The 24,247-nt window shown below is 65.2% G+C and carries 18 protein-coding genes; 9 read left to right on the top strand and 9 right to left on the bottom strand.

Translation table 11 applies throughout. The annotated features are described in order from the left end of the window. Positions 1-35 precede the first annotated feature (35 nt). Positions 36-1,379, bottom strand: coding sequence for a branched-chain amino acid ABC transporter substrate-binding protein (locus tag AC1Q64_RS22150; RefSeq protein ID WP_492252851.1), 1,344 nt, complete (start codon positions 1,377-1,379; stop codon positions 36-38). Between the two features lie 92 nt (positions 1,380-1,471). Between AC1Q64_RS22150 and AC1Q64_RS22145 the strand changes: the two genes are divergently transcribed. Both AC1Q64_RS22145 and AC1Q64_RS22140 read left to right on the top strand, forming a co-directional pair. After that, entirely contained in the window at positions 1,472-1,861 is a 390-nt protein-coding gene (locus AC1Q64_RS22145) for an Hsp20/alpha crystallin family protein (RefSeq protein WP_291436488.1), read from the top strand. A gap of 236 nt (positions 1,862-2,097) precedes the next feature. Then, positions 2,098-3,345 (top strand): GGDEF domain-containing protein, encoded by a 1,248-nt coding sequence (locus tag AC1Q64_RS22140; protein ID WP_492252850.1) that lies wholly within the window; start codon positions 2,098-2,100, stop codon positions 3,343-3,345. A 240-nt stretch (positions 3,346-3,585) separates the two neighbouring features. Here AC1Q64_RS22140 and AC1Q64_RS22135 read toward each other — a convergent pair whose 3' ends face one another. The 5 genes from AC1Q64_RS22135 to AC1Q64_RS22115 all read right to left on the bottom strand — a co-directional run bounded on the left by AC1Q64_RS22135 (position 3,586) and on the right by AC1Q64_RS22115 (position 9,679). Next, positions 3,586-4,791, bottom strand: coding sequence for an ABC transporter permease (locus AC1Q64_RS22135; RefSeq protein ID WP_492252849.1), 1,206 nt, complete (start codon positions 4,789-4,791; stop codon positions 3,586-3,588). Further along, the gene (locus AC1Q64_RS22130; RefSeq protein WP_492252848.1) at positions 4,791-5,567 is read right to left on the bottom strand and encodes an ABC transporter ATP-binding protein; all 777 of its coding nucleotides are present in this window, start codon (positions 5,565-5,567) and stop codon (positions 4,791-4,793) included. Before AC1Q64_RS22130 ends, AC1Q64_RS22135 begins: the two co-directional genes overlap by 1 nt. Further along, positions 5,564-6,964 carry an efflux RND transporter periplasmic adaptor subunit gene (locus tag AC1Q64_RS22125; RefSeq protein ID WP_492252847.1) on the bottom strand — a complete coding sequence of 467 codons (1,401 nt, stop codon included), beginning with the start codon at positions 6,962-6,964 and terminating at the stop codon, positions 5,564-5,566. The genes AC1Q64_RS22130 and AC1Q64_RS22125 overlap by 4 nt, the downstream gene beginning before the upstream one ends. A gap of 65 nt (positions 6,965-7,029) precedes the next feature. Continuing rightward, positions 7,030-8,388, bottom strand: coding sequence for an efflux transporter outer membrane subunit (locus tag AC1Q64_RS22120; RefSeq protein ID WP_492252846.1), 1,359 nt, complete (start codon positions 8,386-8,388; stop codon positions 7,030-7,032). 295 nt (positions 8,389-8,683) lie between these two features. Continuing rightward, positions 8,684-9,679, bottom strand: coding sequence for an AraC-like ligand-binding domain-containing protein (locus AC1Q64_RS22115; protein WP_291436499.1), 996 nt, complete (start codon positions 9,677-9,679; stop codon positions 8,684-8,686). Between the two features lie 221 nt (positions 9,680-9,900). On the opposite strand from AC1Q64_RS22115, the gene AC1Q64_RS22110 reads away from it, so the two are divergent. The 6 genes from AC1Q64_RS22110 to AC1Q64_RS22085 are packed head-to-tail and all read left to right on the top strand — an operon-like array spanning position 9,901 to position 15,900. Then, positions 9,901-11,109 carry an amino acid ABC transporter substrate-binding protein gene (locus tag AC1Q64_RS22110; RefSeq protein WP_492252845.1) on the top strand — a complete coding sequence of 403 codons (1,209 nt, stop codon included), beginning with the start codon at positions 9,901-9,903 and terminating at the stop codon, positions 11,107-11,109. Between the two features lie 4 nt (positions 11,110-11,113). Continuing rightward, positions 11,114-11,992, top strand: coding sequence for a branched-chain amino acid ABC transporter permease (locus tag AC1Q64_RS22105; protein ID WP_291436503.1), 879 nt, complete (start codon positions 11,114-11,116; stop codon positions 11,990-11,992). Beyond that, positions 11,989-12,921: a branched-chain amino acid ABC transporter permease gene (locus tag AC1Q64_RS22100; protein WP_492252844.1), complete on the top strand. Its 933-nt coding sequence runs from the start codon at positions 11,989-11,991 to the stop codon at positions 12,919-12,921. The genes AC1Q64_RS22105 and AC1Q64_RS22100 overlap by 4 nt, the downstream gene beginning before the upstream one ends. Further along, complete coding sequence (locus tag AC1Q64_RS22095; protein WP_492252843.1) at positions 12,914-13,693, top strand: ABC transporter ATP-binding protein; 780 nt, start codon at positions 12,914-12,916, stop codon at positions 13,691-13,693. The genes AC1Q64_RS22100 and AC1Q64_RS22095 overlap by 8 nt, the downstream gene beginning before the upstream one ends. Next, positions 13,690-14,400: an ABC transporter ATP-binding protein gene (locus AC1Q64_RS22090; RefSeq protein WP_492252842.1), complete on the top strand. Its 711-nt coding sequence runs from the start codon at positions 13,690-13,692 to the stop codon at positions 14,398-14,400. The genes AC1Q64_RS22095 and AC1Q64_RS22090 overlap by 4 nt, the downstream gene beginning before the upstream one ends. A gap of 48 nt (positions 14,401-14,448) precedes the next feature. Next, the gene (locus AC1Q64_RS22085) at positions 14,449-15,900 is read left to right on the top strand and encodes an aldehyde dehydrogenase (RefSeq protein ID WP_492252841.1); all 1,452 of its coding nucleotides are present in this window, start codon (positions 14,449-14,451) and stop codon (positions 15,898-15,900) included. Positions 15,901-15,963: 63 nt separating this feature from the next. On the opposite strand, the gene tsaD is transcribed toward AC1Q64_RS22085, so the two are convergent. From tsaD to AC1Q64_RS22070, 3 genes are all read right to left on the bottom strand, one after another. Further along, positions 15,964-17,004, bottom strand: a complete 1,041-nt coding sequence (gene tsaD / locus AC1Q64_RS22080) for a tRNA (adenosine(37)-N6)-threonylcarbamoyltransferase complex transferase subunit TsaD (RefSeq protein WP_492252840.1) — start codon at positions 17,002-17,004, stop codon at positions 15,964-15,966. 17 nt (positions 17,005-17,021) lie between these two features. Next, positions 17,022-21,674, bottom strand: a complete 4,653-nt coding sequence (locus AC1Q64_RS22075) for an Ig-like domain-containing protein (RefSeq protein WP_492252839.1) — start codon at positions 21,672-21,674, stop codon at positions 17,022-17,024. Positions 21,675-21,926: 252 nt separating this feature from the next. Continuing rightward, a complete protein-coding gene (locus tag AC1Q64_RS22070) occupies positions 21,927-23,087 on the bottom strand; it encodes a branched-chain amino acid ABC transporter substrate-binding protein (RefSeq protein ID WP_056743995.1) in 1,161 nt (386 codons plus the stop codon). A gap of 256 nt (positions 23,088-23,343) precedes the next feature. On the opposite strand from AC1Q64_RS22070, the gene AC1Q64_RS22065 reads away from it, so the two are divergent. After that, positions 23,344-23,970: an ANTAR domain-containing response regulator gene (locus tag AC1Q64_RS22065; protein WP_015015144.1), complete on the top strand. Its 627-nt coding sequence runs from the start codon at positions 23,344-23,346 to the stop codon at positions 23,968-23,970. Positions 23,971-24,247: the final 277 nt, after the last annotated feature.

Genomic DNA, 24,247 nt, shown 5'->3' with positions numbered 1-24,247 from the left:
GCCATCGCCCCGGCCTCCCGGGGCGAATCCACGCATCAATAGCGCTGCATCTGGCAGCTGTGCGGCTGCTGCGCCTTGGCCGCTGCAATCTGCCGCACCACGCGGAAGCCATAGCCCGAGCCTTCCACGTCGAACTTCACGCCGGGCGCGCCTTTCTTGTCCATCACGCCCACAGCCAGGGCCTGCTGGAACTGGTGGTCTGCCGCGCGCATGGATCCACCCTGGCCGGCCAGTTGCACGTTGGCCGACTCCATCTGGCGCGCGACGGCCACCACGTCGGTGCTGCCTGCACGCTCGATGGACTGGGCAAGGGCCTCCACCATCAGCTGCATGCGCATGTGCACGTAGTCGTCCTGCGGCTTGGGAAAGCGCGTGCGGAAGGACTGGTAGAACGCCTCGCTCTGCGCACCGGGCACGTTGGGCAACCAGTCGGCAACGGCCACCACCTTGCCGATGCCAGCGTCGCCAAGCGCGGCGGGAGCGCCCAGCGCATTGCCGTAGAAGGTGTAGAAGCTGCCCTCGTAGCCCACGTCGCGCGCGGCCTTGACCAGCAGCGTGAGGTCGTTGCCCCAGTTGCCGGTGACCACGGCCTGCGCGCCGCTGGTCTTGATCTTGACGGCATAAGGCGCAAAGTCCTTCACGCGGCCGATGGGGTGCAGCTCTTCGCCCACCACGGCCACGTCGGGGCGCTGGGCAGCCAGTTGCTTCTTGGCCTCGCGCAGCACGGCCTGGCCAAAGCTGTAGTCCTGGCCGATGAGGTACACGCTCTTTAAGGCCTTGTCCCCGCGCATCACCTCCATCAGCGCGGCCATGCGCATGTCGGCATGGGCATCAAAGCGGAAGTGCCAGAAGCTGCACTTCTCGTTGGTGAGGATGGGGTCCACCGCCGAGTAGTTGAGGAACAGCACGCGCTTGTTCGGCTCGCGCTCGTTGTGCTTGTTGATGGCCTCGATCAGCACGGCCGCAGTGGACGACGAATTGCCCTGCAAGATGACCTGCGCGCCATCGTCAATCGCCGCGCGCAGGGCGGACAAGGCCTCTTCGTTCTGGCCCTTGCTGTCGTAGCGCTCCAGCACCAGCGGGCGGGGGCCGCCGCTGCTGGCAGGCAGCTGCACGCCGCCGCGTGCGTTCACGCGCTCCATGGCCCAGTAGATGTTGCGGTACACGGCCTCACCGGTATTGGCGAACGGGCCCGAGAGGCTTTCGATGAGCGCCAGCTTGACCGGCTTGGCCTGGGCCAAGCCTGCGGGGGCCGGCGCCTGCGCTTGCGCAGCAGGCGCCAACGCCACGGCGCCTGCAAAGGCCAATGCCGCCGCCCAAACGGTGCGACGTAATGCCGCTGCGCCTGATTTCAAGCCCACAGATTGCAATTTATTCATGGCATTTTTCCCTTGAAATGCGGCGTGGCCGCACACACCTCTCTTCCATGCGGCGACCACGTCGAGAGCCGCGCAGTGTATAGGAGTTACCCATGATCTTCGCCCCCGTGATCCGCCGCGCCGCTTATTCCCAAGCCCCACGTTCCGCCGACCTGGCGCTGCAGCGTTTTCTGATGGGCGCGCTGGCACAGCCTGCCGCAGCACCTGCCACAGGCTGCACCGTGACGCAGGACGAAAAGGCCACCACCCTGCAGCTGGATGTACCCGGCCTGGCCCGAGAGCAGCTCTCGATCAGCATTGAAGGCCAGGTGGTGCAGGTGCAAAGCGTGGAAGGCGCACCGCGCAAGGTGCAGCGCGCATGGGAACTGCCCACCGAGATCGATGCCAACGCCAGCACCGCCAAGCTGGAAAACGGTGTGCTGACCCTCACGCTGGTCCGCCTGGAGCCGGTCAACAAGTCAGTGCAGCTGGTGGTCCACTGACCTGGAGGCTCATCCGTCCTTTTCGCGAATTATTTGTTAGCAACAACCTCTTGAAATGCTTGCGCTTCAAGCGGTTACTGCATCTACACTGCTTATTGAAACGCCCCTATCCCACCCCCCGGCTGCTGCGTCACTGTGGGATAGACTGGCGGCCTCCTGTGCCACCTGATGGATGGATTGCCAGGGTGAATAAGTAAGGGCCCGGGCCTTGGGTGCCATCCTTTCCCCAGACTGCCATGGCCTCACTGGAACATCTCTCTGCCGTCCATGCCACCTTGCTGGTGGGTATTCTTCTCGAATGCTTCGCTGCACTGGGATGGCTGCTTACGGCGGCCCTACTGCCTTCCATGCGCCGTGCTACCGCACACTGGGCAGGTTTTGCATTGCTGCAGGGAATGGCCTTCTTCTTGTACCTCAACAGCGGGCGCTGGCCAGATTTTCCGGTACACGCAATCGACAACATGCTGTTTGTTGCGGCCTTCGTGTTGCAGGTGCGAGGCCTGTACCTCTTGATGGGGCATCGCCCACCAGACAAGGTATTCCTCGCAGTATTGTCCCTCTCCGGCCTCGCTCAATGGATGTGGGTAGCGCACGAACAGTCTGCCTGGCGCATGGCAACGTCGTCGCTGGTCGCCGGCACCCTCTGCGTCTGGACCGCAGTGACCCTGCTGCGCTGCATTCGCGAGGAGAGCCCACATGCACCGCGCCTGCTGGGTCCAATGCTAAGCGCCCCTTCGGTCATCGGCAGTACGCTGCTCGCACTGCGCGCCGTCGTCGTGATGTTGGAGCCGGAACGCGTGATACAGAGCGACCGCCTCGACCAATCTATCGGCATGCTGGGCGCCCTGTCCTGGCTGTTCCTGTCATTGAGCATGGCCCTGGCGCTCGTAGGGCTGGTGCTCTACAAACTGCAGCGTAAGCTCAGCCAGGCGGCCACACATGACGCCCTCACCAAGCTGCCCAACCGTCGCGCGGCCGACGACTTCATGGCCCATGAAGCCCTGCGCGCGCAGCGGTACGGCACACCGCTGTCTGCGCTGATGGTCGATATCGACTTTTTCAAAAAGGTCAACGACCAGCACGGCCACGCTGCGGGTGACCATGTGCTGCAAACACTGGCCGGGTTGCTCAAAGACCGTGCCCGCGCCACCGACCTGGTGGCGCGGTGGGGCGGCGAAGAGTTTCTGGTACTCCTGCCCGACACCTCACTGGCAGGTGCACAGCGAATGGGCGAGCAAATGCGATTGGCGGTGCTGGGCACACCCTTTCGCTGGCAACAAACGGCCGTTCCAATCACCGTCAGCATCGGCGCGGCCACATGGAGCAGCGGGCCGTTTCGGGCCAATGCGCTGGTGGCCAGCGCTGACAAAGCCCTGTACCAAGCCAAAACAAGCGGCCGCAACCGCGTCTGCCTGGCCGACAACTGCGCGCCCCTGGCTGCGGACGACAAGGCGGCAGAAATCCAGGGTGATTGCATTCTCTAGGGATCCGTTGCACGAATCGGGCGGTAAGTGGGTCCTGCGGATAGGAGTGGACTGCCAGGCGCAAAACGCAGCAATAGCCGCAGCAATAGCTGCAGCTATTGCGAGTACTTGCAACACCGCAGCCCACCCGAGTCCGCAGATGCACACGGCGCGTTGATTCGTGCAGAGGGTCCTTAGCGCCTGCCAAATATTCCCCAGAGGCTTCACGTCAGACAGCAAAATAACCCCACTCGCCCCGCTTTACTCATGCCGCAGCGCATCGATGGGGTCCATGCGCGCCGCGCGCCGTGCCGGGAAGTAGCCGAACACCACTCCAATACCGGCCGAGAACACGAACGACAGCAGATTCACCCCGGGGTTGAACAGGTAGGGCACGCCCATCAGCGCCGACAGCGCAAGCGATGCGCCCGTGGCCAGCACGATGCCGATGAGCCCGCCCAGTGCCGCCAGCACTACGGCCTCGATCAAAAACTGCAGCAGCACCTCGCGCTCCAGCGCGCCGATGGCCAGGCGCAGGCCGATCTCGCGCGTGCGCTCGGTCACGCTCACCAGCATGATGTTCATGATGCCGATGCCGCCCACCAGCAGGCTCACGGCCGCCACGGCGCCCAGCAGCGTGGTCAGCACCTTGGTGGTGCCAGAGAGCGTGTCGGCCAGCTGCTTGGTGTCGAGCACATTGAAGTTGTCTTCGTCCGAGTCCGACAGCTTGCGCAACTCGCGCAGCAGTTGCGTGAGGCTGGCCTTCACACGCTCGGGGTCGCTGCCGTCCTTCATGGACACCAGCAGCGTGTTCACGCGCGTGTTGCCCGTCACGCGGCGCTGCAGCGTGCGCAAAGGCACCAGCACGGTGTCGTCCTGGTCATTGCCAAAAGCGCCCTGCCCTTTGGACGCGAGTACGCCCACCACCTCGCACGAAAAAGCCTTCACGCGCAGCTGGCCGCCCACGGCATCGGCCGTGCCAAACAGCTCGCGCCGCACGGTCTCGCCGATCAGGCAGACGGCGGCACCCGCGCGCAATTCAGCGTCGGTAAAGACGCGGCCAGTGCGCACGGTCCAGTTGCCGGTCTCCAGCCAGGCGTTGGTGCTGCCGATCACACTGGTCGTCCAGTTGCGCCCGCCCACCACCGCCGTGGCGGCAGCGCGCGCCTCGGGCGCAACGGCCAGGATGCCACCGATCTGCTGGGCGATCATGTCGGCATCGGTGTCCTTGAAGGCTGGCGCGCCCGAGCCCCCACCTGGCCCCATGCGCTGGCCGGGGCGCACCTGTAGCAGGTTGGTGCCCAGGCCCGAGATCTGGTTCTGGATGGCGAGCGTGGCGCCATTGCCCAATGTGACCATGGTGATCACCGCGCTCACGCCGATCACGATGCCCAGGATGGTGAGGAAGGAGCGCATGAGGTTGCGCCGGATGGAGCGCAACGCCAGCAGCAAGGTGTTAAGCAGCATCAGTGGCCTCCTGCGTCCGAACTGATCACCGCGGGTCCGGTCGATACCGCACCCGCGCCCAGGCCCTTGGGGTGCGGGTTGGGCGCGTCACTGTCCACCACACCATCCACAAAGCGCACGATGCGCCGCGCGTACTGCGCCATGTCGGGCTCGTGGGTGACCATCAGCACGGTGATGCCATGGTCCACATTCAGGCGCCACAGCAGCTCCATGATCTCGTAGCTGCGTTGGGTGTCGAGGTTGCCGGTGGGCTCGTCTGCCAGCAGCACATCGGGCTCGGTGACGATGGCGCGCGCAATGGCCACGCGCTGCTGTTGCCCGCCCGAAAGCTCGGCGGGGGTGTGGTGTTCCCAGCCCTTCAGACCCACCGCATCCAGCGCACGCGCGGCCGCAGCGTGGCGTGCGGTTGCCGACTCGCCCCGGTACAGCAAGGGCAGCTCCACGTTCTCTTGCGCCGAGGTGCGCGCGAGCAAGTTGAAGCCCTGGAACACAAAGCCAAAGTAGCGCCGCCGCAGCCGTGCCCGTTCGTCCCGCGAGAGCGACTCCACATGCACGCCCTTGAACAGGTATTCGCCCGTGGTGGGCCGGTCCAGGCAGCCCAGCGTGTTCATGGCGGTGGACTTGCCCGAGCCACTGGGGCCCATGATGGCCACAAAGTCGCCCTGCGCAATGTCCAAGTCCACGCCCTTGAGCGCCTGAAAGGCCAGCGCCCCTTCGCCATAGACCTTGGTCACGCCACGCAGGCGGATGATGGGGGTGTCGCCCGCCACGCTCATGGCTTGGCCCCGGCCGCGCGCTGGTCGGTGATCACGGCCATGCCGGGCGTGAGGCCCTCGCCCGTGACCTCGGTGTGGCGGCCATCGCTGATGCCCACCTGCACATCGATGGGCTTGGCGGCACCGTCCTGCAGCACCCACACCTGCCGCGTCTTGCCCGCGCCATCGCCTGCCTCACCCCCAGCACCCGGCTTGCGTGGGCCCGAGCCAGACCGTGGCATGCGGGGCATGAGCTGCGACATGATGCCGCCGCCGCTGCCGCCGCCGCTGCCGCTGCCCGATGCGCCGGGCTTGGCGCCACTCGCCCCGGGTTTCGCATCGGCCCCTGCGGCCTGCGCAGGCGTGAAGCGCAGCGCCGTGTTGGGCACCAGCAGTACATCCTTGCGCTCGGTGGAGGTGATGGTGGCCGCCGCCGTCATGCCGGGGCGCAGGCTCATGTCACCGTTGTTCACTTCCAGCCAGGTGATGTAGGTGACCACGTTGTCCGTCTTGGTGGAGCCAAACGACACGCGCGTGACCTGGGCCGGGTAGCGGCGCGAGGGATAAGCGCTGACCGTAAAGCTCGCGTCCTGCCCCACCTTGACAGAACCCACATCGGCCTCGTCCACGCTCACATCCAGCCGCAGCCGCGTGAGGTCTTCGGCCACGGTGAACAGCGTCACTGCTTGCAGCGATGCGGCCACGGCGTTGCCAGGCTCCACCGTGCGGGTCAGCACCACACCGTCGATGGGCGAGCGGATGGAGGCCTTGGACAGGTTGGTCTCATCGGTAGACAGCGCGGCGCGTGCGTCTTCCACCGTCGCCCGCGCGCTGGTTTCGTCGGCGCGGGCGCGGTCGAGCGTGGCGCGGCCTGCGTCCAGCTCGGAGGCCGATGGCACCTTGCCGCCTGACAGGCGGGCGACTTCTTCGAGCCGGCCAAAGTTGGCAACGGCCTCCTTGGTGGTGGCCGCAGCCTGGGCCAGCCGGGCCTGCGCCGACGCCAGCGAGGCGCGTGAGCGCAGCACCTGAGATTCGAGCTTGGCAGTGTCCAGCTCTACCAGCAACTGCCCCTTCTTCACCTTGTCGTTCACGTCTACCAGCACCTTGCGCACCGTGCCCGACAGCTCGCTGCCAATGGTGACTGAGCGCGTGGGCTGCAGCGTTCCGTTGGCCGACACGGTGAGGGTGAGATTGCCCCGGCGTAGCTCTTCGGTGACGTAGGTGGGTGCAGTGCTGGCGCTCTGGCGCGACTGCCAGGCGTAGACACCGCCCCCCACCACCAGCAATGCCACCACTCCCAGCCACAGCGAGGTGCGCTGCCACCAGCGGCGCGGACGGTCGGCGCCCAGCAAGGCACTCAGATCGGCTGGGGCGGCTTTGGCGGGCGTAGAAGAAGCTGAGGTGTCGGTGTTTGGCATGGGAAGTGAATCAGAAAATAGGGAGCTGGCGGTCTATGGGGCGAGCGTGTAGAAGGGCTTCGCATCTATTCGGCTACGGCCCAGCCGCCGCCCAGCGCCTTGTACAGGCGCACCTGGTCTGCCGCGACGGCAGCGGTAGTGATGGCCACGCTCTCTTGCGTGGACAACAGCGTGCGTTGCGTCTCCAGCACGGCCTGAAAGTCGATGAGGCCACTGCTGTAGCGCTGCTGCGCCAGCAACGCCGCGTTGTTGGCTGCGTCCGCGGCGGCCACCAAGCGCGTGAGCCGCTCGCGATCGCCGCGCAGGGCCACCAGCGCGTTCTCCACGTCCTGCAGGGCCGTGAGCACCGTCGTCTCGTACGCCACGCGGGCCTGCTCCACCGCAGCAGACTGCACACGCACCTGGGCGCGTGCGGCGCCGCCGTCCAGCAGTGGAATGGACACACTGCCCAGCAAGGCGCTGGTCACCGCACTGCCACCCGACAACGCGCCCAGCGTGAGGGCGCGCAGGCCCAGCGACCCACCGAGGGAAAAACTGGGGTAGCGCGCGGCGTCGGCCTGCGACACGCGCGCCAGGGCAGCAGCAATGCGCTGCTCGGCCGCACGCACATCGGGGCGCTGGCGCAGCGTCTCGGCTGGGATCGCCAACGCCAGTTCTGCATTCGGCTGCGGAACGGGTGCGCTGGCGGCCAGGGCAGTGTCTAGCGCGCCAGGCACCTGGCCGGTCAGCACGGCCAGGCTGTAGCGCGACTGCGCCAGGCTGGCTTCGAGCGAGGGGATCTGCGCAGCGGTCTGCTCTGCGGCTGCACGGGCCTGCTCGGTGACGAGCGAGGTGGTCAGCCCGGCCTGCAGGCGCCACTGCGTAATCTGCAGGGTCTCTTGCTGGCTAGCCAGGTTGCTACGCGCAATGATCAGGCGCTGCTGCAGCCCGCGCAGCTCGATGTAGTTGACGGCCACCTCGGCCGCCAGCGACACCTGAACGTCAGCCAGGCTGGACTCGGCCGCGCGGGCGTCAGCCTCGCTGGCGTTCACGCCGCTGCGCAGGCGGCCAAACACATCGGGCTCCCAGCTCGCATCAAAACCAGCCTGAAAAGTATTGCCCGTGTTGTTGCTAGCCCGGCTGCGCTGCGCCGAGGCCGATGCGCCCACACTGGGCAGCAGGCCGGCCGATTGCACATCCACCTGGGCACGCGCTTGCCGCAGCGCAGCCTGGGCGGTGCGCACGCTGGTGTTGGCGTGCAACGATTGCTCGATCAGCTTAGTAAGCAAAGGATCGTCAAATCGCAGCCACCACTGGGCCAAAGACGTGGCCGCAACACCTTGCGCGGTGCCGTTGCCCCCTGCAGACCAGACCTGGGGAACGGCCACCACGGGCAATGCCCCATCGGAGGGTGCCAGGCTGGCGCACCCGATGGTTGCCAGCACACACAAAGTCAAGGCCGCGTTCCTCCAAGGCACAGCGCGCGAAGATCGCGTTGCGCGGGCGGTGGGTGCGCCTGGAGAGGCAGGTGGGAGAAAACGCATGGCAATGGCTACGCAAGGGAAAACCCCATTGTGAGCAGCGATTGCGCCCACAAGGTACCCACAGGGTCAAGCCCACGTAAAGAATTGATGCAAGGCAAAGGTCACGCCACCGCATGTTGATGCAGCGTGTGCGTAAAACAGGTGAGCGTTCGGCACCGCACAGATGGACCGACACGCAAGTTGGCCAGGGTGGCGCTCAGTGTGCGCGCAGCGACTCGTCGCGCAGCAGCACCACCGGCGCAAAGGCCCGGGCCCGGTACTCGCTGGGACTGCACCCCACATGCGCGCGAAACGCGCGGCTGAAATGCGCGCTGTTGCTGAAACCCCAGGACAGCGCAATATCCGTGACCGAGCGCTGTGCATGCGCCGGGTGGCGCAGGTCGCGCAGGCAGGCCTCCAGACGGCGGCGCTGGATCATGGCGGCCAGGGTTTCCTCATCGTCGGCCACCGCGTTGTACAGGTGCCGCTTGCTGCAGTTAAGGGCCTGAGCCATGCGGTCGATGGTGAGGTCCGGGTCGCCCAGGTGGCGGTCGATGTACTGGCTGATGCGGTCGCGCAGGGCCTCGCGCTGCGACAGCAGGCTCTGCTGGCCGTTGCGCTCCAGCAGCGACAGCTGCACCAGGTGCGTGATCACATCGGCCACGCCATCGGCGGCGGCGTCTGACATGGTGGGCAGCTCGGCGAAGGCGGCACGCATGGTGTCCCATGCCAGGCGCGACACGCCGGATGTACCCGAGAAGCGCTGCACCATCAGGTCATCGAGCTTGAGCTTGCGCTCGGGCAGTTGTTCCTTGGGGATCATCAGCACCATCTGGCGCACGGCCTCGGGGTTGCTCACGGCGTAGGCGCGTGTGGTGTCGTACACGCTCCACTCACCCGGCGACAACCATACCTGGCGGCCGTTCTGCTCAAAGCACGCGCGCCCCTCCAGCTGCGCCACCACCTTGATGTAAGCCCGGTCGCTGCCCCGGATGAGGCTGGGGGTGCGCACCACGCGATGCCGGCTCACGTCCAGCTGGCACAGGTTCACATAGCCCGCCTGGCCCGAGGTGATGTGGCCTGCAAAGGCATCGTCACCAAACGCGTCGGACTCCAGCCCGCCAATCAGGCGCCACACCGCATCGCCCCAGAGGTGCAGGCGGTCGCGCGCAGGCACGGCGTCGGTGGATACCTCGGTCAGGGGATGGGCCATGGTGTCTCCAGTGCGGGGGTTGCGCAAACCTGATGGTTATGCGGCTGAATTATCCGGCGCCCAGGTATCCCGTGCCACTGAGGGAAATCCGGGTAAACCCGCTGCCACCTGCACGCTGGGGCAAGCGTTTTGTGCACGCTGAGCGCAGCGCGCACGAACGCGTCTGCCTACGATTCCCAGCACGGCGTGCACCACGCAGGCCCCATCCGAGGAGACAACCCATGACACAGCATCAACCATCCAAGCGCCAGTGGATCAAAGGAGCCGCCGCCGCGGTTGGCACCCTGGCCGTGGCCCCGCAGCTGTGGGCCCAAGGCAGTAGCGCCAGCCCCGTGCGCATCGGCTACGCCATCGCACGCACGGGCCCCTGGGCGGCCGGTGCCCAAGTCAGCCAAGAGCCCAACTACCTGCTGTGGGCCGAACAGGTCAACGCAGCAGGCGGCCTCTCCATCAAAGGCACCAAGCGCCCCATCGAACTCATCGGCTACGACGACCGCAGCGAGACCGAAACCTGCGTGCGCACCTACGAAAAACTCATGGGCAGCGACAAGGTGGACCTGATCCTGCCGCCCTGGGGTTCGGGTGCCAACTTCGCGATCGCACCGCTGGCCAATCGCTTCGGCTACCCGCTGCTGGCGCCCACGGCGTTGTCGCGCAAGCTGATCGACATGAACCTGCCCTACTTCTTCTCGCTGCTGCAGCAGCCCGACAAGATGATGGGCGCGCTGGTGGACATGCTGGTGGCCAACAACGTCAAGACCATTGCCATCGTCTACATGGACGACCTGTTTGGCCTGGAGAACTTCGCCGCGCTGAACAACGCACTCAAGAAGACCAGCATCCAGGTGCTGGAGCGCAAGAGCTACCCGCTGGGCGTAAAGGACCTGGCCCCCGTGCTGCGCGGCATCAAGGACCAGAACCCCGACGCCTTCATCGGCATCACCTACCCGCCCGACACCATCCTGGCCAGCCGCCAGGCGCGCGAGGTGGGGCTGAATCCCAAGTTCTTCTACGCTTCGGTGGGCACGGCCTTCCAGCTCTACAAGAACGTGATGGCCGCCAACACCGAGGGCGTGATCGGCATGGGCTCGTGGAGCGTGAAAACCAGCCCCGAGGCCAAGGCGTACTTCGACGCCCACGTGAAGAAGTTCAACAAGGAGCCCGACCGCTGGGCCAGCGGCCACGCCTGGGCAGGCTTGCAGATCCTGCAACAGGCCGTGGAAAAGGCGGGGCTGGACCGCAAGGCGCTGCGCGAACACATCGCCAAGAACGAGTTCCAAACCATCCTGGGCGGCATCCGGTTCCAGGGCAGCGAGAACGCGTCCATCCCCGGCACGGTGAGCCAGTGGCAGGGCAGCGACTTCGAAGTCGTGTGGCCCAAGGACCGTGCCACGGCGCAGTTGAACACCGCGAAACCAGCCTGGAAATAACAAAGTGTCTCTGACTTCCTGGGCCGAACTGGTCGCCAGTGGCCTCATTACCGGCGGCATCTATGCGCTGGTGGCCATGGGCCTGAACCTGCAGTACGGGCTGATGCGCATCATGAACATCTCGCATGGCGAGTTCCTGATGCTGGGCGCGTTCCTCACCTGGTCGGCGCACACCCTGTGGGGCATCTCGCCCTTGCTGCTCATGCCGCTGGCTTTCGTCGCACTGTTTGTGCTGGGCGTGGTGGTGCATGCGCTGTGCTTCAAGCGCCTGGCGGCGCGCGCGCCCAACGTGGACGTGTTTGAGGCGCGCAGCCTCATGGTGGGCTTTGGCCTGATGTTCCTGGTGCAGAACACCGCCCTGTTGATCTGGGGCGGTGACCTGCGCGGGTATGAATACCTGGCCGAACCGGTGCAGATTGCGGGCATGCGCTTCACTGAAAACAAGCTGGTGCTGTTTGGCGTGGCGCTGGCGTTGTCGGCCGCGCTGATCGCGCTGCTCAAGCTCACGCTGCTGGGCAAGGCCGTGCGGGCACTGATGCAGTCGCCCACGGGCGCGCAGTTGGTGGGCATCAACACCCGGCGCCTGCATCCCATGATGTTTGGCATTGGCCTGGGCCTGTCGGGCGTGGCGGGGGCGCTGCTGTCGATGACCTACGAGATCTCCCCATCGATGGGTGAGCCCTACACCGTAACGGCGCTGATCGTGATCACGCTGGGCGGCTTTGGCAGCCTGGCAGGCAGTCTGGCCGGTGGTCTGCTGCTCGGCGTGGTCGAGGCGCTGGGTATGCATTTCAGCAGCCCGTCTCTCAAGATGCTGCTGAGTTACGCGGTATTCATCGGCGTGCTGATCTGGCGCCCCAACGGTTTGTTTAGCAAGAAATGAAACTCCTCCATTCCAACAAGCCCTGGCTCGCACTGGCAGCGGGGGTGGCCGTGGTCGCCATCTTGCCCTGGCTGGTGTCCGAGTTCGCCACCTCGGTGCTGCTCAGCTGCCTGATGTACATCGCGCTGGCCACCAGCTGGTCGTTGTTCTGCGGTGCCACGCGCTACCTCTCGCTGGCTACCTCGGCCTTCTTTGGTATCGGCGCCTACACCAGCGCCACCCTGCTGGCAGTGTTGCCCTGGCCCCTGGTCATCCTGGCCGGCGCTCTGATCGCCACCGTGGTGGCCGTGGTCATGGGCGCCGCCGTGCTGCACCTGCGCGGCACCTACTTTGCTGTGCTGACCTTCGGCATGACCGAGCTGATCCGCCACGCGGTGACTTTTGTCGAAAAGCAGGTCTCCGGCACCGTGGGCCGCGTGCTCACGGAGGTGCCCAGCAATGAAACGGTGTACGTCACGGTGTTGCTGATCGCGGCGGGTGCCATTGCCACCGCCATCGCCGTCCAGCGCAGCCGCTTTGGTCTGGCGCTCTCCGGCATTGGCGCCGACGAGCAACGCGCGCAGACGCTTGGGGTGGACACGCGCCTGGCCAAGATCGCGGGCTTTGGCATCACCGCCGCCTTTGCAGGCGCCGTGGGCGCGGCCATGGCCGTGCGCTGGACGTACATCGAGCCCGCAGCGGTGTTCAGCCCCTTCATCGGCTTCCAGACGGTGCTGATCGCGCTGATTGGCGGCGCGACCAGCATTGGCGGCCCCATCCTCGCAGCCATCGTGTTCAGCCTGTTGGCCGAAGCCCTGCGCCTGCAGCTGCCTTACGGCTACATGATGGTGCTGGGCCTGCTGCTGATTCTGTGCGTGATGTACTTGCCCAATGGCCTGGCCACGCTGTGGCAACGGCGCAAGCCTGCTGCGGAGGCGCACCATGGCTGAAGCACTTTTGACCATTGACAGCGTGACCGTGCGCTTTGGCGGCCTGACTGCCGTGGACGGCGTGAGCGCCACGCTGCACACGGGCGAGCTGATCGGCATCATCGGCCCCAACGGTGCGGGCAAGACCACGTTTTTCAACGCCATCTCGGGCGTGCAACCGCCTACCTCGGGCACGCTGCACTGTGGTGCCGACAACCTGACTGGCAAGGGCCCGCACCACTATGCGGCCCACGGCATTGCGCGCACCTTCCAGACGCCGCGCGTATTCCCCGACATGACGGTGCGCGACAACGTGCGCTTTGGCATGCAGTTCGCAGGCCGCCACCGCCAGGGGCCCGAGGGGCTGCGCAGCGAAGAAGAAATCCTGGCCATGCTGGGCCTGGCACACCTGGCCGACCGCCCCGCCGCCGACGTGACGCCATCGCAGCAGCGCCTGCTGGAGATCGGCATGGCCCTGGGCACGCGCCCACGCCTGTTGCTGCTCGACGAGGTGGCCGCGGGCCTCACCGAATCCGAAGTGGACGCCATGGCCCAGCGCATCCGCAGACTGCGCGACGACTATGGCCTGACGGTGGTGTGGATCGAGCACGCGGTGACCACGCTGCTCAAGTATGTGGAGCGCGTGCTGGTGCTGCACCAGGGCCGCAAGATTGCTGACGGCACGCCCGCCGAGGTGGTGCGCGACCCGCACGTGATCGAGGCCTATCTGGGTGACGAGATGGCCCACACCAAAGACCACGCAGAACACACCGAACAAGGGGTCACGGCATGAGCGGCGCCCACCTCACCGTACAGAACCTGACCACGGGCTACCACGGCTTTCAGGTGCTGCAGGACCTGACGCTGGAGGCCGTGCCCGGCATCACCGTGATCGTTGGCCCCAACGGCGCGGGCAAGACCACGCTGCTCAAGGCCCTGGCGGGCCTGCTGCCTCGCCAGGGCACTGTGCAACTCGACGGCCAGGCCGTGCCTGCGATGAACGCCACCGCCTGCGTGCAACGCGGCCTGGCGCTGGTTGCCGAGGGCCGCCAGCTCTTCCCACAGATGACTGTGACCGAGAACCTTGAGCTGGGCGGCTGGCTGGTGCCCTCGCGGGTACGCGCCGAGCGGTTGCATCAAGCGTTTGAAGACTTTCCCCGTCTCAAGGAACGCGCCACACAGCTCGCCGGCACCATGAGCGGTGGCGAGCAGCAGATGGTGGCCGTGGCCCGCGCCATGATGAGCGGCCCACGCCTGTTGATGCTGGACGAACCATCGCTGGGCCTGGCGCCGCGAATGGTCGATGAACTGCTTGCCATCGTGCAGCGCATTGCCGCGCAGGGCGTCACCGTGCTCATGGTGGAGCAGAACGTGCGCAAGGCGCTGCAGATTGCGCAACGCGGCTATGTGCTGGAGCGCGGACGCATCGTGGCCTCTGGCGAAGCCTCTGATTTGCTGAAGTCCGACGTGGTACGGCAGGCCTACCTGGGCGTGGCCTGAATACCTCCTCTCCCCCTTTTTTCATCTGTTCTTTTTCAGGAGCTTTCAATGACTGCCATTTCCATGCTGATCAACGGCGAGCGCGTGCAAGCCACCGGCGGCGCCACGTTTGAGCGCCGCAACCCTCTGGACGGATCGGTCGCCACCACCGCACCCGCCGCCACCGTGGCCGATGCCGTGGCTGCGGCCGACGCCGCTGCCAAGGCCTTCCCCGCCTGGTCCGCCCTGGGGCCCAACGCGCGCCGCGCGCTGCTGCTCAAAGCCGCCCACGCGCTCGAAGCCAGGACAGCTGACTTTGCGGTGGCCATGGCGGCCGAGACCGGCGCCTCCGGCATGTGGGCAGGATTCAATGTGCACCTGGCCGCTGGTCTGCTGCAAGAAGCCGCTGCACTCACCACACAGATTGCGGGCGAGGTAATCCCGTCCGACGTACCCGGCAGCCTGGCCATGGGCGTGCGCCAGGCGGCTGGCGTGGTGCTGGGCATTGCGCCGTGGAACGCACCGGTCATCCTGGGTGTGCGTGCCATCGCCACGCCGCTGGCCTGCGGCAACACGGTGATCCTGAAAGGCTCTGAGCTGTGCCCCGCGACGCACGGCCTCATCATCGAGGCGCTGCAGGAGGCCGGCTTACCCGCAGGCGTGGTGAACTTTGTGACCAACGCACCGGCGGATGCAGGCGCCGTGGTCGAGGCCATCGTGGCTCACCCTGCGGCGCGCCGCATCAACTTCACTGGCTCCACTAAGGTGGGCCGCATCATTGCGCAAACCTGTGCCAAGTACCTCAAGCCCGTGGTGCTGGAGCTGGGCGGCAAGGCCCCGCTGCTAGTGCTGGATGATGCCGACATCGACGCCGCCGTGGCAGGAACGGTGTTTGGTGCCTTCGCCAACTCGGGCCAGATCTGCATGTCCACTGAACGCATCATCGTGGACAACGCCGTGGCCGACGAGTTCGTGGCCAAGTTGGGCGCACGCGCCCAATCCCTGCCCCTGGGCGACCCGCGCAAGGGCCCGGTAGTGCTGGGATCGGTGGTGGACATGGCCACCGTGCACCGCTGCAACGCCATGATCGACGACGCGCTGGCCAAGGGTGCAAAACTGGTGTGTGGCGGCAAGAGCGACAGCACGCTGATGCAGGCCACCGTGCTCGACCATGTGACCGCCGAGATGCAGATCTACCGCGAGGAGTCGTTTGGCCCCGTCAAGCCTGTGGTGCGCGTGAACGGCGTGGAAGAAGCGATTGCCTGCGCCAACGACAATGAGTTCGGCCTGTCGTCCGCCGTGTTCAGCCGTGATGTGGCCAAGGCGTGGAATGTGGCGGCGCGCATCGAGTCGGGCATCTGCCACGTCAACGGACCCACGGTGCATGACGAAGGCCAGATGCCTTTTGGCGGCGTGAAAAGTTCGGGCTACGGCCGCTTTGGCGGCATGGCCGGTGTGCGCGAGTTCACCGAACTGCGCTGGATCACGGTGCAGACGACTCCGCGCCACTATCCATTTTGAACATCAAAAAAGATAGCACCCAGCGCATGATTTACCTGCGCCAGGTGCCACTTTTCTTCAAAATCACACGGTGATGGCATCCAGTGGCCAACGCGGCTTCACGTCAAAGGCGTAGTCGGTGTTGGCCTGCTGCTGCCCAGCCTGCAGCCGCATGGCCGCCGCCATGGCAATCATGGCGCCGTTGTCGGTGCACAGGTGCAGCTCAGGGTAGTGCACGCGCACCTTGGCCGCAGCGCAGGCCGCATTGAGTTGCGCACGCAGGTGCCGGTTGGCCCCTACGCCACCGGCTACCACCACACGTTTCAGGCCGGTCTGCTTGAGTGCGGCCAGCGTCTTCTTCACCAGCACTTCGACAATCGCCGCCTCTGTGCTGGCGGCCAGGTCGGCCTTGCGTGCCTCCAGCTCATCGCCCAGCTTCTTGGCCTGCGTGAGCACCGCCGTCTTGAGCCCGGCAAACGAGAAATCAAGGTTGCCACTGTGCAACAGCGGGCGCGGCAGCTTGAAGGCTGCGGCATCCCCCTGCTCGGCCAGGCGCGAGAGCGCTGGCCCACCTGGGTAACCCAATCCCATGAGCTTGGCGGACTTGTCAAACGCCTCGCCCGCCGCGTCGTCAATGGTCTCACCCAGGATCTCGTAGCGGCCCACGCCGTCCACACGCATCAGCTGGGTGTGGCCGCCCGATACCAACAGGGCCACAAAAGGGAATTCAGGCGGGTCGGCGCTGAGGAAGGGTGACAGCAGGTGCCCCTCCAGATGGTGCACGCCCAGCACCGGTTTGCCCAATGCGGCGCCCAATGCACAGGCCACACCGGCCCCCACCAGCAGCGCACCGGCCAGGCCCGGGCCGCGCGTGTAGGCCACCACGTCCACATCGGCCAGCGATCGACCGGACTCGGTCAGCACCTGCGTGGCCAGCGGCAGTACGCGCCGGATATGGTCGCGGCTGGCCAACTCGGGCACCACGCCGCCATAGGCCTGGTGCATCTCAATCTGGCTGTGCAGCGCGTGCGCCAGCAGGGTGGGCACGGCATTGCCTGTGGAGCGCACCAGTGCCACGCCGGTTTCGTCGCACGAAGATTCAATACCCAGGATCAGCAAGCTCATGCACGGAGTGTAGGCGCTCAGAACCAGAACCCATGCGGCATATCCGGCGCCAGCCCCATGATCGACAGCGCCATGTTCCCCGGCGCTCCGGGGTCGGTGATGATCCCGTCCACCTTGCCGTCCGCATCAAACTGCCCGCCATCTTCAATGTGGAAGTCCAGCCGCAAACGTCCGCCCTCCATCACCATCTTGCCTCCATAAGGCTCGCTGGCGATGTTCACCCATTGGCCTCTGGCATTTTCTTTCCAGTATCCGTTCACTCCCAGCGCCGGGTCCACGTACAGGCTGAAATTCTCTCCTGTCTTGCCTTGCCCCAGCTCTACCGTGAAGCTCACCAGTCCGATGGGCATTTGCATGCCCGCAGGCAGGTCTGGCGGTGCGTCCTTTTGCGTCAGGCTGGTGATGCGCGCGTTGTCGTTACCGCTGCCCACCTTGCCGTTCTGGCTGCTGGCCACCAGGGTGGTGAAGGTGGGTGGGGCGCTGCCCGGGTTGCTCTCGCCCGTGGGGCTGAGCACAAAGCCGATGGAGCCTACCGAGGGCTGCTCGCTGTCCTTGATGCCGTCTCCATTGCCGTCTCCGGGGGTAATGTTGCCCCCTGGGCCCGGGATGCCCGGGGTCTGGTCTTCAACAGCGGGCGGGATGCCGTCGTTGTCGGGTACGCCCGGGGTGGGAGGTGTCGGTGGTACAGGCGTTGGAGGGGTGGGCTCGGGGTCGGGGATGGCTGGGGTAAGGTTGGTAGCGGGAGTGGCAGCGAAGCTGGCAGCATCGTTGCCTGCGGCGTCCTGAATGGCGTTGGCATCATTGCCTGCGGTGGGGTCGGTGTAGGCCACCGTGACCGCCTGGCCCGCCACCACAGCGGTTGTCAAGGTGAGCGTAATGGTCTTGGCAACTGCGTTGACCGCAAGAGCTGTAACGGTGTTGGCGGCAGCACCGACCAGCACTGCAAAGTCTGTAGGGGCGGGCGCATGGGACGCGTCCAGCGTGGCGGCCTCGGTGTAAGCCAGCACCAGCTGGTTGCCGTTGACGGTGGCGGTGGCCAACACGGGAGCCAGGGTGTCTACCGCATAGTTGTTGGAGTTTGTGGTGCCTGTGCCTGCATTGCCTGCTCCGTCGGCCACGCCGGTGTTGTCCAGGGTGACAACGTTCGTGGGGTCGGTGATGCTGACCGTGGGCGTGAGCGTGGCGGTCCAGGTGATACCGCCGTCGCCGGAGGACACTGCACCGAGCGTGCCATTGGCGACCGTGAGGTCGGCGTTCGTAAAACCAGTGACGGCTTCGCTGAAGGTGATGGTGACGCCGGAGCTCTCGCCGACAGCCAGAGCGGCGTCCGCCACCACCACCGTAGCGGTGGGGCGCTGGGTGTCGATGGCGTAGTTGCCGGAGTTCGTAGTTCCCGTTCCGGCATTGCCTCCTGCATTGATCACGCCAGTGTTGTTCAGTGTGACGACGTTGGTCGCATCGGTGATGTCAGTCGTGGGAGTGAGGGTGGCGGTCCAGGTGATGCCTCCGTCGCTGGAGGACACAGCGCTGAGCGTGCCGTTGGCGACCGTGAGGTCGGCGTTGTCAAACCCCGTGACAGCTTCGCTGAAAGTGATGGTCACCAGCGAGGTCTCGCCCGCAGCCAGCGCTGTATCGGTCACCACGATGCTGGCTGTGGGGCCCTGAGTGTTGACGGCGTAGTTGTTGGAGTCGGTGGTGCCCGTGCCCGCGTTACCCGCCAAATCGGTGATACCGGTGTTGTCCAGGGTGATAACGTTGGAGGGGTCGGTGACGCTGGCCGTGGGGGTGAGTGTGGCGGTCCAGGTGATGCCGCCGTCGCTGGAGGACACTGCGCTGAGTGTGCCGTTGGCCGCTGTGAGGTCGGCATTGGTAAAGCCGGTGACGGCTTCGGTGAATGCGAAGGTGACCGTAGCGGTTTCACCGATGCGCAAGTCCGTGTCACTGATCGTGACGGCCGCTGCCAAGGCGGGGCGCTCCGTGTCGACTGCGTAGTTGCCACTGCTGGCGGTGCCGGTGCCAGCGTTGCCGGCGCCATCCGCGATACCGGTGTAGTCCAGCGTGATCACATTGCTGGCCGCGGTGGTGCTGGCGCTGGGCGTGAGCGTGGCGGTCCAGGTGATGCCACCATCGCCGGTGGTCAGGTTGGACAGCGCGGCATTGGGGGCATTCAGGTCGGCGGTGGTGAAGCCAGTGATCGCCTCGGTGAAGGTGAAGGTGACGGTCGCCGCATCGCCGATGCGCAAGGCCGTGTCGCTGATGGTGATGGCCGAGGCCAAGGTGGGCCGCACCGTGTCCACTGCGTAGTTGCCGCTGGTGGCGGTGCTGGTGCCGGTGTTGCCAGCAGAGTCGGTGATGCCTGTGTAGTCCAGCGTGATCACGTTGCTCGCCGCAGTGGTGCTGACGCTAGGCGTCAGCGTGGCCGTCCAGGTGATGCCGCCGTCGCTGCTGCTCAGGCTGGAGAGCGAGGCATTCGGGGCGTTCAGGTCGGCGATGGTGAAACCGGTCACCGCCTCGGTGAAGGTGAAGGTGACGGTCGCCGTATCGCCGATGCGCAAGGCCGTGTCGCTGATGGTGATGGCCGAGGCCAAGGTGGGCCGCACTGTGTCCACTGCGTAGTTGCCGCTGGTGGCGGTGCTGAGGCCGGTATTTCCTGAAAGGTCGGTGATGCCGGTGTAGTCCAGCGTGATGACGTTGCTGGAGTCCGTGGTGCTGGCACTGGGAGTCAGCGTGGCCGTCCAGGTGATGCCGCCGTCGCTGCTGCTCAGGCTGGACAGCACCGCGTTCGGTGCGCTCAGGTCGGCGATGGTGAAGCCAGTGATCGCCTCGGTGAAGGTGAAGGTGACGGTCGCCGTATCGCCGATGCGCAAGGCCGTGTCGCTGATGGTGATGCTGGACGCCAGCGTGGGCCGCACCGTGTCGATCGCATAGTTGCCTGAGTCCGTGGTGCCGCTGCCGGCATTGCCAGCGGCATCGGTCACGCCGGTGTTGTCCAGCGTGATGACGTTGCTCGCGGCGGTGACGCCATTGCTGGGAGTGAACGTGGCCGTCCAGGTGGTGCCGCCGTTGCTGGAGCTGACGCTGCCCAGGGTGCCGTTGGCGATGGTCAGGTCGGCGTTGGTGAAGCCGGTTACCGCCTCGCTGAACGTGAAGGTGGCGGTGGCGGTTTCGCCGACGCGCAGCGCGGTGTCGTTCAGCGAGATCGTGGCCGTGGGCCGCTGCGTGTCGATGGTGAAGTTGTTGGAGTTGGTGGACCCGATGCCGGCGTTCGACGTGGCCACGCTGGTCACGCCGGTCATGTCCACGTTGATCACGTTGGTCGTGTCGGTGACACCCGCTGTAGGGGTGTAGGTGGCCGTCCAGGTGACGCCGCCGTCGCTGGAGCTGACGCTGCCGAGTGTGCCGTTCGGGACGGTCAGGTCGGCGTTGGTGAACCCGGTCACCGCCTCGCTGAACGTGAAGGTCACCGCGGAGGTCTCGCCGACCCGCAGTGCGTTGTCCGCCACCACCACGGTGGCGGTGGGGGCAGCGACGGCAGGCGAGATGTCGATGTCGTCCAACTCTGGCGAAGAGATGAAGCTGAACGACATGCGAAGCTCGTCGATATTGTCGAACGCTGATCCAAAAGTCAGCAGGCCGTAGTTACCGCCCCCCGTGGAACCAACCTGGGTGTAGGTGATGTTGCCCGCGCTGTCGCTTGACGCGAGGTCGACACTCTCGGCGCTGACGACTTGCACGCCGTCACGCCACCCGGTGATGGTCAGCGTGTCGCTGCCACCGATCAACGATCCCAGCATGAAGGAGTTCAGATCGAAGTTCGTACCGCCAGACTTGAACGAAAAGTCGGTGACCGCGCTGCCATCAAAGTTCAGAAGCAGTGCACGATCACTCGCTCCCCCGTCGAGGTTGAGATTCGACGCCTGATCCGACGCACTGGCGGTCGCAAAGCCTGAGACTCCGTTCGACGTGAACGTCCAGTTGGGCCCAACCGTGAAGGTGGCCGAGTCGGTCTGGATTAGCAGGCCGACGCTATCGAAATTTTCATCCGCGACCGCCAACAATCCGGGATACGCCAACAGGGCTGCGTGCCGAAAACCAATGTCTGCGACTTGAGCGCTGCTACGAACGTCGAGCTCCCATGAACCACCCCGAGCAGTTGCACCTACCGGATGGCTGGACGCCCCTACAGGACACCGGGTGAGCTCGGACCAACGTTGAACATAAGTCGCCCCAATCTCTCCCTGCCCCACAGCACACCCATACAACAGCACACTTCCATTTGGGGTCAGTGCGCTTCCAAGCCGCAGCAAGTCATCGCTCCGGCTCTCAAGTTCACGGATCGTCAATGCGCAAGACCCCAGATCAAGCATCCCCGGACGACCGTGAGTGACTACATGCACTGCTTCCAACATGCCAGTTCGGCCCGCCAAGTGGCCCACCATCTGGGCCAATCCGTCACGGGTAGGGTCAAGCAATACCCACTCCACGTCATGCCGTAACGAGTGCACCAGCAGATCGCTCGCGTCCACATTTCCGCCAATGAACACTATCTCACTAGCGTGCACCAGGCCGACATTTGAAGGCGGTTCGTGGGGAGGCTTGCAGAAATCCACAGGCTGCGGCAAGCCAGCCGTCTGGAGGACAGGGGGAACAGTGACTTGGATAGAGGACATAGGCTTCCTTTGGCACCCCACTTCGCAGCCCGCGCAAACCATACGGGAACCTCGATAGTGGAACGCACTGAACGACGTTTCGAGAATTTCAAAACAGTCTAGCCCAAGGCCTTCGCCAAGATACAGATCAACATACAGCCAGCATACAAGTGGCAGAGAGAGTTTCCTATGTGAGTGCCACAGTGCAGTCACCTACCACTGGTTAGGCGGTGAGCCGCCGTACATATGGCTCACGCACCACCAAGAGCCAACCTACCAGCGGTCCGACCGCATGCGCAACTCCCAGTTGCCGCTGCGTAGCTCGTACACACCCACGGCACCGTAGCGCTGCTCGCCCTTCTCATCCCAGGTCATGGTGCCAATCACCGGGGCATAGCCGTTGATGCTGTGCAGGGCCTTGGTGATTTCCTTGGGGTCGGCGGACTTGGCTTTCTGGATGGCTGCTGAGAGCACATACGTGCTGTCGTAGCTGTAGTGGCCGCCATAGGCAGGAGGCTTCTTGAAGGCGGCGATGTACTTTTCCAGGAAGGGCTTGCCGGTGGTGAACTCCTTGGCTTCCAGCACTGGCGAGGTGGCGTACAGCCCCTGCACGATGCCTGCGCCCTTGGTCATGTCGGTGGTCTTGATGGTGTCGCCACCCAGCAGGCTGACCTTGGTGTGGTCTACCTTCTTGAGCGCTTCGAGCAGCGCCAGGGCCTGGAAGTCGTTGAGGGTAGAAACAATCACCTCCACGTTGGCGGCCTTGAGTTCACCGGCCAGCTCGTCGAAGGCCACGGTCTTGTCGTCGAACGACTTGCGCACCACCACTTCCTTTTTCTCGGCCTTGAGCTGTTCGGCAGCGCCATCGGCCAGGCCCTTGCCGTAAGGGGTACCGTCGTCCAGCGCGGCGTAGCGGTTGGCGCCCAGCTGCGTGGCCGCAAAGGAGCCGATGGCGCGCGCCTGCAAGGTGTCGTTGGCCACCATGCGGAACGTGGTGGGGAACCCGAGCTGCGTGAACTTGGGATTGGTGGAGATGGCGATTTGTGGAATGTCCTTGGCGGCGTAGATGGGGGCGGTCTCAATGCTCACGCCCGAGTTGAGGTGGCCCACCACGGCTACCACGCCCGCATCCACCAGCTGCTGGGCGACCGCCTTGCCGGTGGTGGCGTCGGCCTTGTCATCCACGGACACGACCTCCAAGGTCACGCGCTTGCCGTCCACGGTGTAGCCGGACTTGTTGAGTTCCTCCACCGCCAGCTTCACGCCATTGAGCAGATCCTGCCCCAAGGCGCCCAGCGGGCCGCTCAAAGGCTGTGCAACACCAATTTTGATGGTGTCCGGCACCTTGCCGCATCCGGTCAGGAGTGCAGCAGTCGCCACTGCGGTCAAGGCCAGGCTGGCCGAGAAGCGGCGCCGGTTCATGTGCTTGTTCATGCAAAAAACTCCATTTCAGTGTGTCTGTGTGACCAGATGTATATGCGACGCCCCGCAGGGTGAGCTACCGGGTATGCCCTTCCACAGTGTCAGTATTAGCAACTTTCAGGCCCCGCAAGGGGGGCCAGGGCCCCGAGGCGTGGCGGGCCTGGGGCAGGGTTCCCCTTGAGTGAAGTCCCATCGCAGCGGCCTTCCGCGGCCGTGCACCACCTCGGCGCACCAATTTGTGGCGTAAAAATTGCTTATGCTCACCGCTATGAATGAGGCTTTGCGCATCGTGGTGGTTGCCCCGGACCTGGCAGTCGCCGACCCTGACGACGAACACGCCGTCGAGCAGGCGGAACGGTCGCGGGCGCTGCGCATCGGGCTGCTGGAGAACAACTTCAACCTGGTGGCCACGCTGCCCGCCGACGTGTTTCTGAGCGAGCGCATTGCCCAGCTGCAGCCCGACCTGATCATCGTGGACGCCGAGAGCGAGGCCCGCGACGCGCTGGAGCACGTGGTGATGGCCACACGCGACGAGCGCCGCCCCATCGTGATGTTCACCAACGATGAAGACACCTCGCACGTGAAGGACGCGGTGGCGGCCGGTGTGTCTGCCTACATCGTGGCGGGTTTGGCACCGCAGCGCATCCGCCCCATTCTGGACGTGGCCATGGCCCGCTTCCAACACGAACAAGCCCTGCGCGCCGAGCTGGCAGACGCCAAGACCGAACTGCGCGACCGCAAGACCATCGACCGCGCCAAGGGCCTGCTCATGCAGCGCCAGGGCCTGACCGAACAGGCCGCCTATGAAAAGCTGCGCAAGACGGCCATGGACAAGGGCCTGAAGCTCGTGGACGTGGCCCAGCGCATGCTGGACGTGATGGATCTGCTGGGGTAGGGGCAGCGAATCCCCCCTGAGCGGCTGCGCCGCTTCCCCCTTCTCTCGAATCGCTACGCGATTCGGGAAGGGGCGAGGGGCTCCCCGATGCACTGCGGGGCGGACCTTGGCTTGCCATCACTCGCCTAGGCCGCGCCCAAGGCTACAGTCCCTCTCCAAATGGTGCGTCGCACAAAGGCGGTGCGATCACCATCCTCACACGAATACCATTCCTACTGCAAGCCCCGCAAGCTTCTAGCGCTTATTGATCAAGCGCAGACAGCTATTCATTCCATAG

This window comes from Acidovorax sp. GW835-FHT14G06 (genome assembly GCF_058793595.1).
The sequence above is the reverse complement of the archived record's forward strand: the minus strand, read 5'-3'. Positions and strand labels throughout refer to the sequence as shown.

What these genes read in the sequence shown, in the direction of transcription:
- AC1Q64_RS22130 (WP_492252848.1), bottom strand. Translation starts at nt 5,567, where the DNA reads ATGAGCGTGGCGGGCGACACCCCCATCATCCGCCTGCGTGGCGTGACC.
- AC1Q64_RS22135 (WP_492252849.1), bottom strand. Translation starts at nt 4,791, where the DNA reads ATGCTGCTTAACACCTTGCTGCTGGCGTTGCGCTCCATCCGGCGCAAC.
- AC1Q64_RS22115 (WP_291436499.1), bottom strand. Translation starts at nt 9,679, where the DNA reads ATGGCCCATCCCCTGACCGAGGTATCCACCGACGCCGTGCCTGCGCGC.
- tsaD (WP_492252840.1), bottom strand. Translation starts at nt 17,004, where the DNA reads ATGAGCTTGCTGATCCTGGGTATTGAATCTTCGTGCGACGAAACCGGC.
- AC1Q64_RS22150 (WP_492252851.1), bottom strand. Translation starts at nt 1,379, where the DNA reads ATGAATAAATTGCAATCTGTGGGCTTGAAATCAGGCGCAGCGGCATTA.
- AC1Q64_RS22095 (WP_492252843.1), top strand. Translation starts at nt 12,914, where the DNA reads ATGGCTGAAGCACTTTTGACCATTGACAGCGTGACCGTGCGCTTTGGC.
- AC1Q64_RS22145 (WP_291436488.1), top strand. Translation starts at nt 1,472, where the DNA reads ATGATCTTCGCCCCCGTGATCCGCCGCGCCGCTTATTCCCAAGCCCCA.
- AC1Q64_RS22065 (WP_015015144.1), top strand. Translation starts at nt 23,344, where the DNA reads ATGAATGAGGCTTTGCGCATCGTGGTGGTTGCCCCGGACCTGGCAGTC.
- AC1Q64_RS22140 (WP_492252850.1), top strand. Translation starts at nt 2,098, where the DNA reads ATGGCCTCACTGGAACATCTCTCTGCCGTCCATGCCACCTTGCTGGTG.
- AC1Q64_RS22070 (WP_056743995.1), bottom strand. Translation starts at nt 23,087, where the DNA reads ATGAACAAGCACATGAACCGGCGCCGCTTCTCGGCCAGCCTGGCCTTG.
- AC1Q64_RS22125 (WP_492252847.1), bottom strand. Translation starts at nt 6,964, where the DNA reads ATGCCAAACACCGACACCTCAGCTTCTTCTACGCCCGCCAAAGCCGCC.
- AC1Q64_RS22075 (WP_492252839.1), bottom strand. Translation starts at nt 21,674, where the DNA reads ATGTCCTCTATCCAAGTCACTGTTCCCCCTGTCCTCCAGACGGCTGGC.
- AC1Q64_RS22110 (WP_492252845.1), top strand. Translation starts at nt 9,901, where the DNA reads ATGACACAGCATCAACCATCCAAGCGCCAGTGGATCAAAGGAGCCGCC.
- AC1Q64_RS22090 (WP_492252842.1), top strand. Translation starts at nt 13,690, where the DNA reads ATGAGCGGCGCCCACCTCACCGTACAGAACCTGACCACGGGCTACCAC.
- AC1Q64_RS22085 (WP_492252841.1), top strand. Translation starts at nt 14,449, where the DNA reads ATGACTGCCATTTCCATGCTGATCAACGGCGAGCGCGTGCAAGCCACC.
- AC1Q64_RS22100 (WP_492252844.1), top strand. Translation starts at nt 11,989, where the DNA reads ATGAAACTCCTCCATTCCAACAAGCCCTGGCTCGCACTGGCAGCGGGG.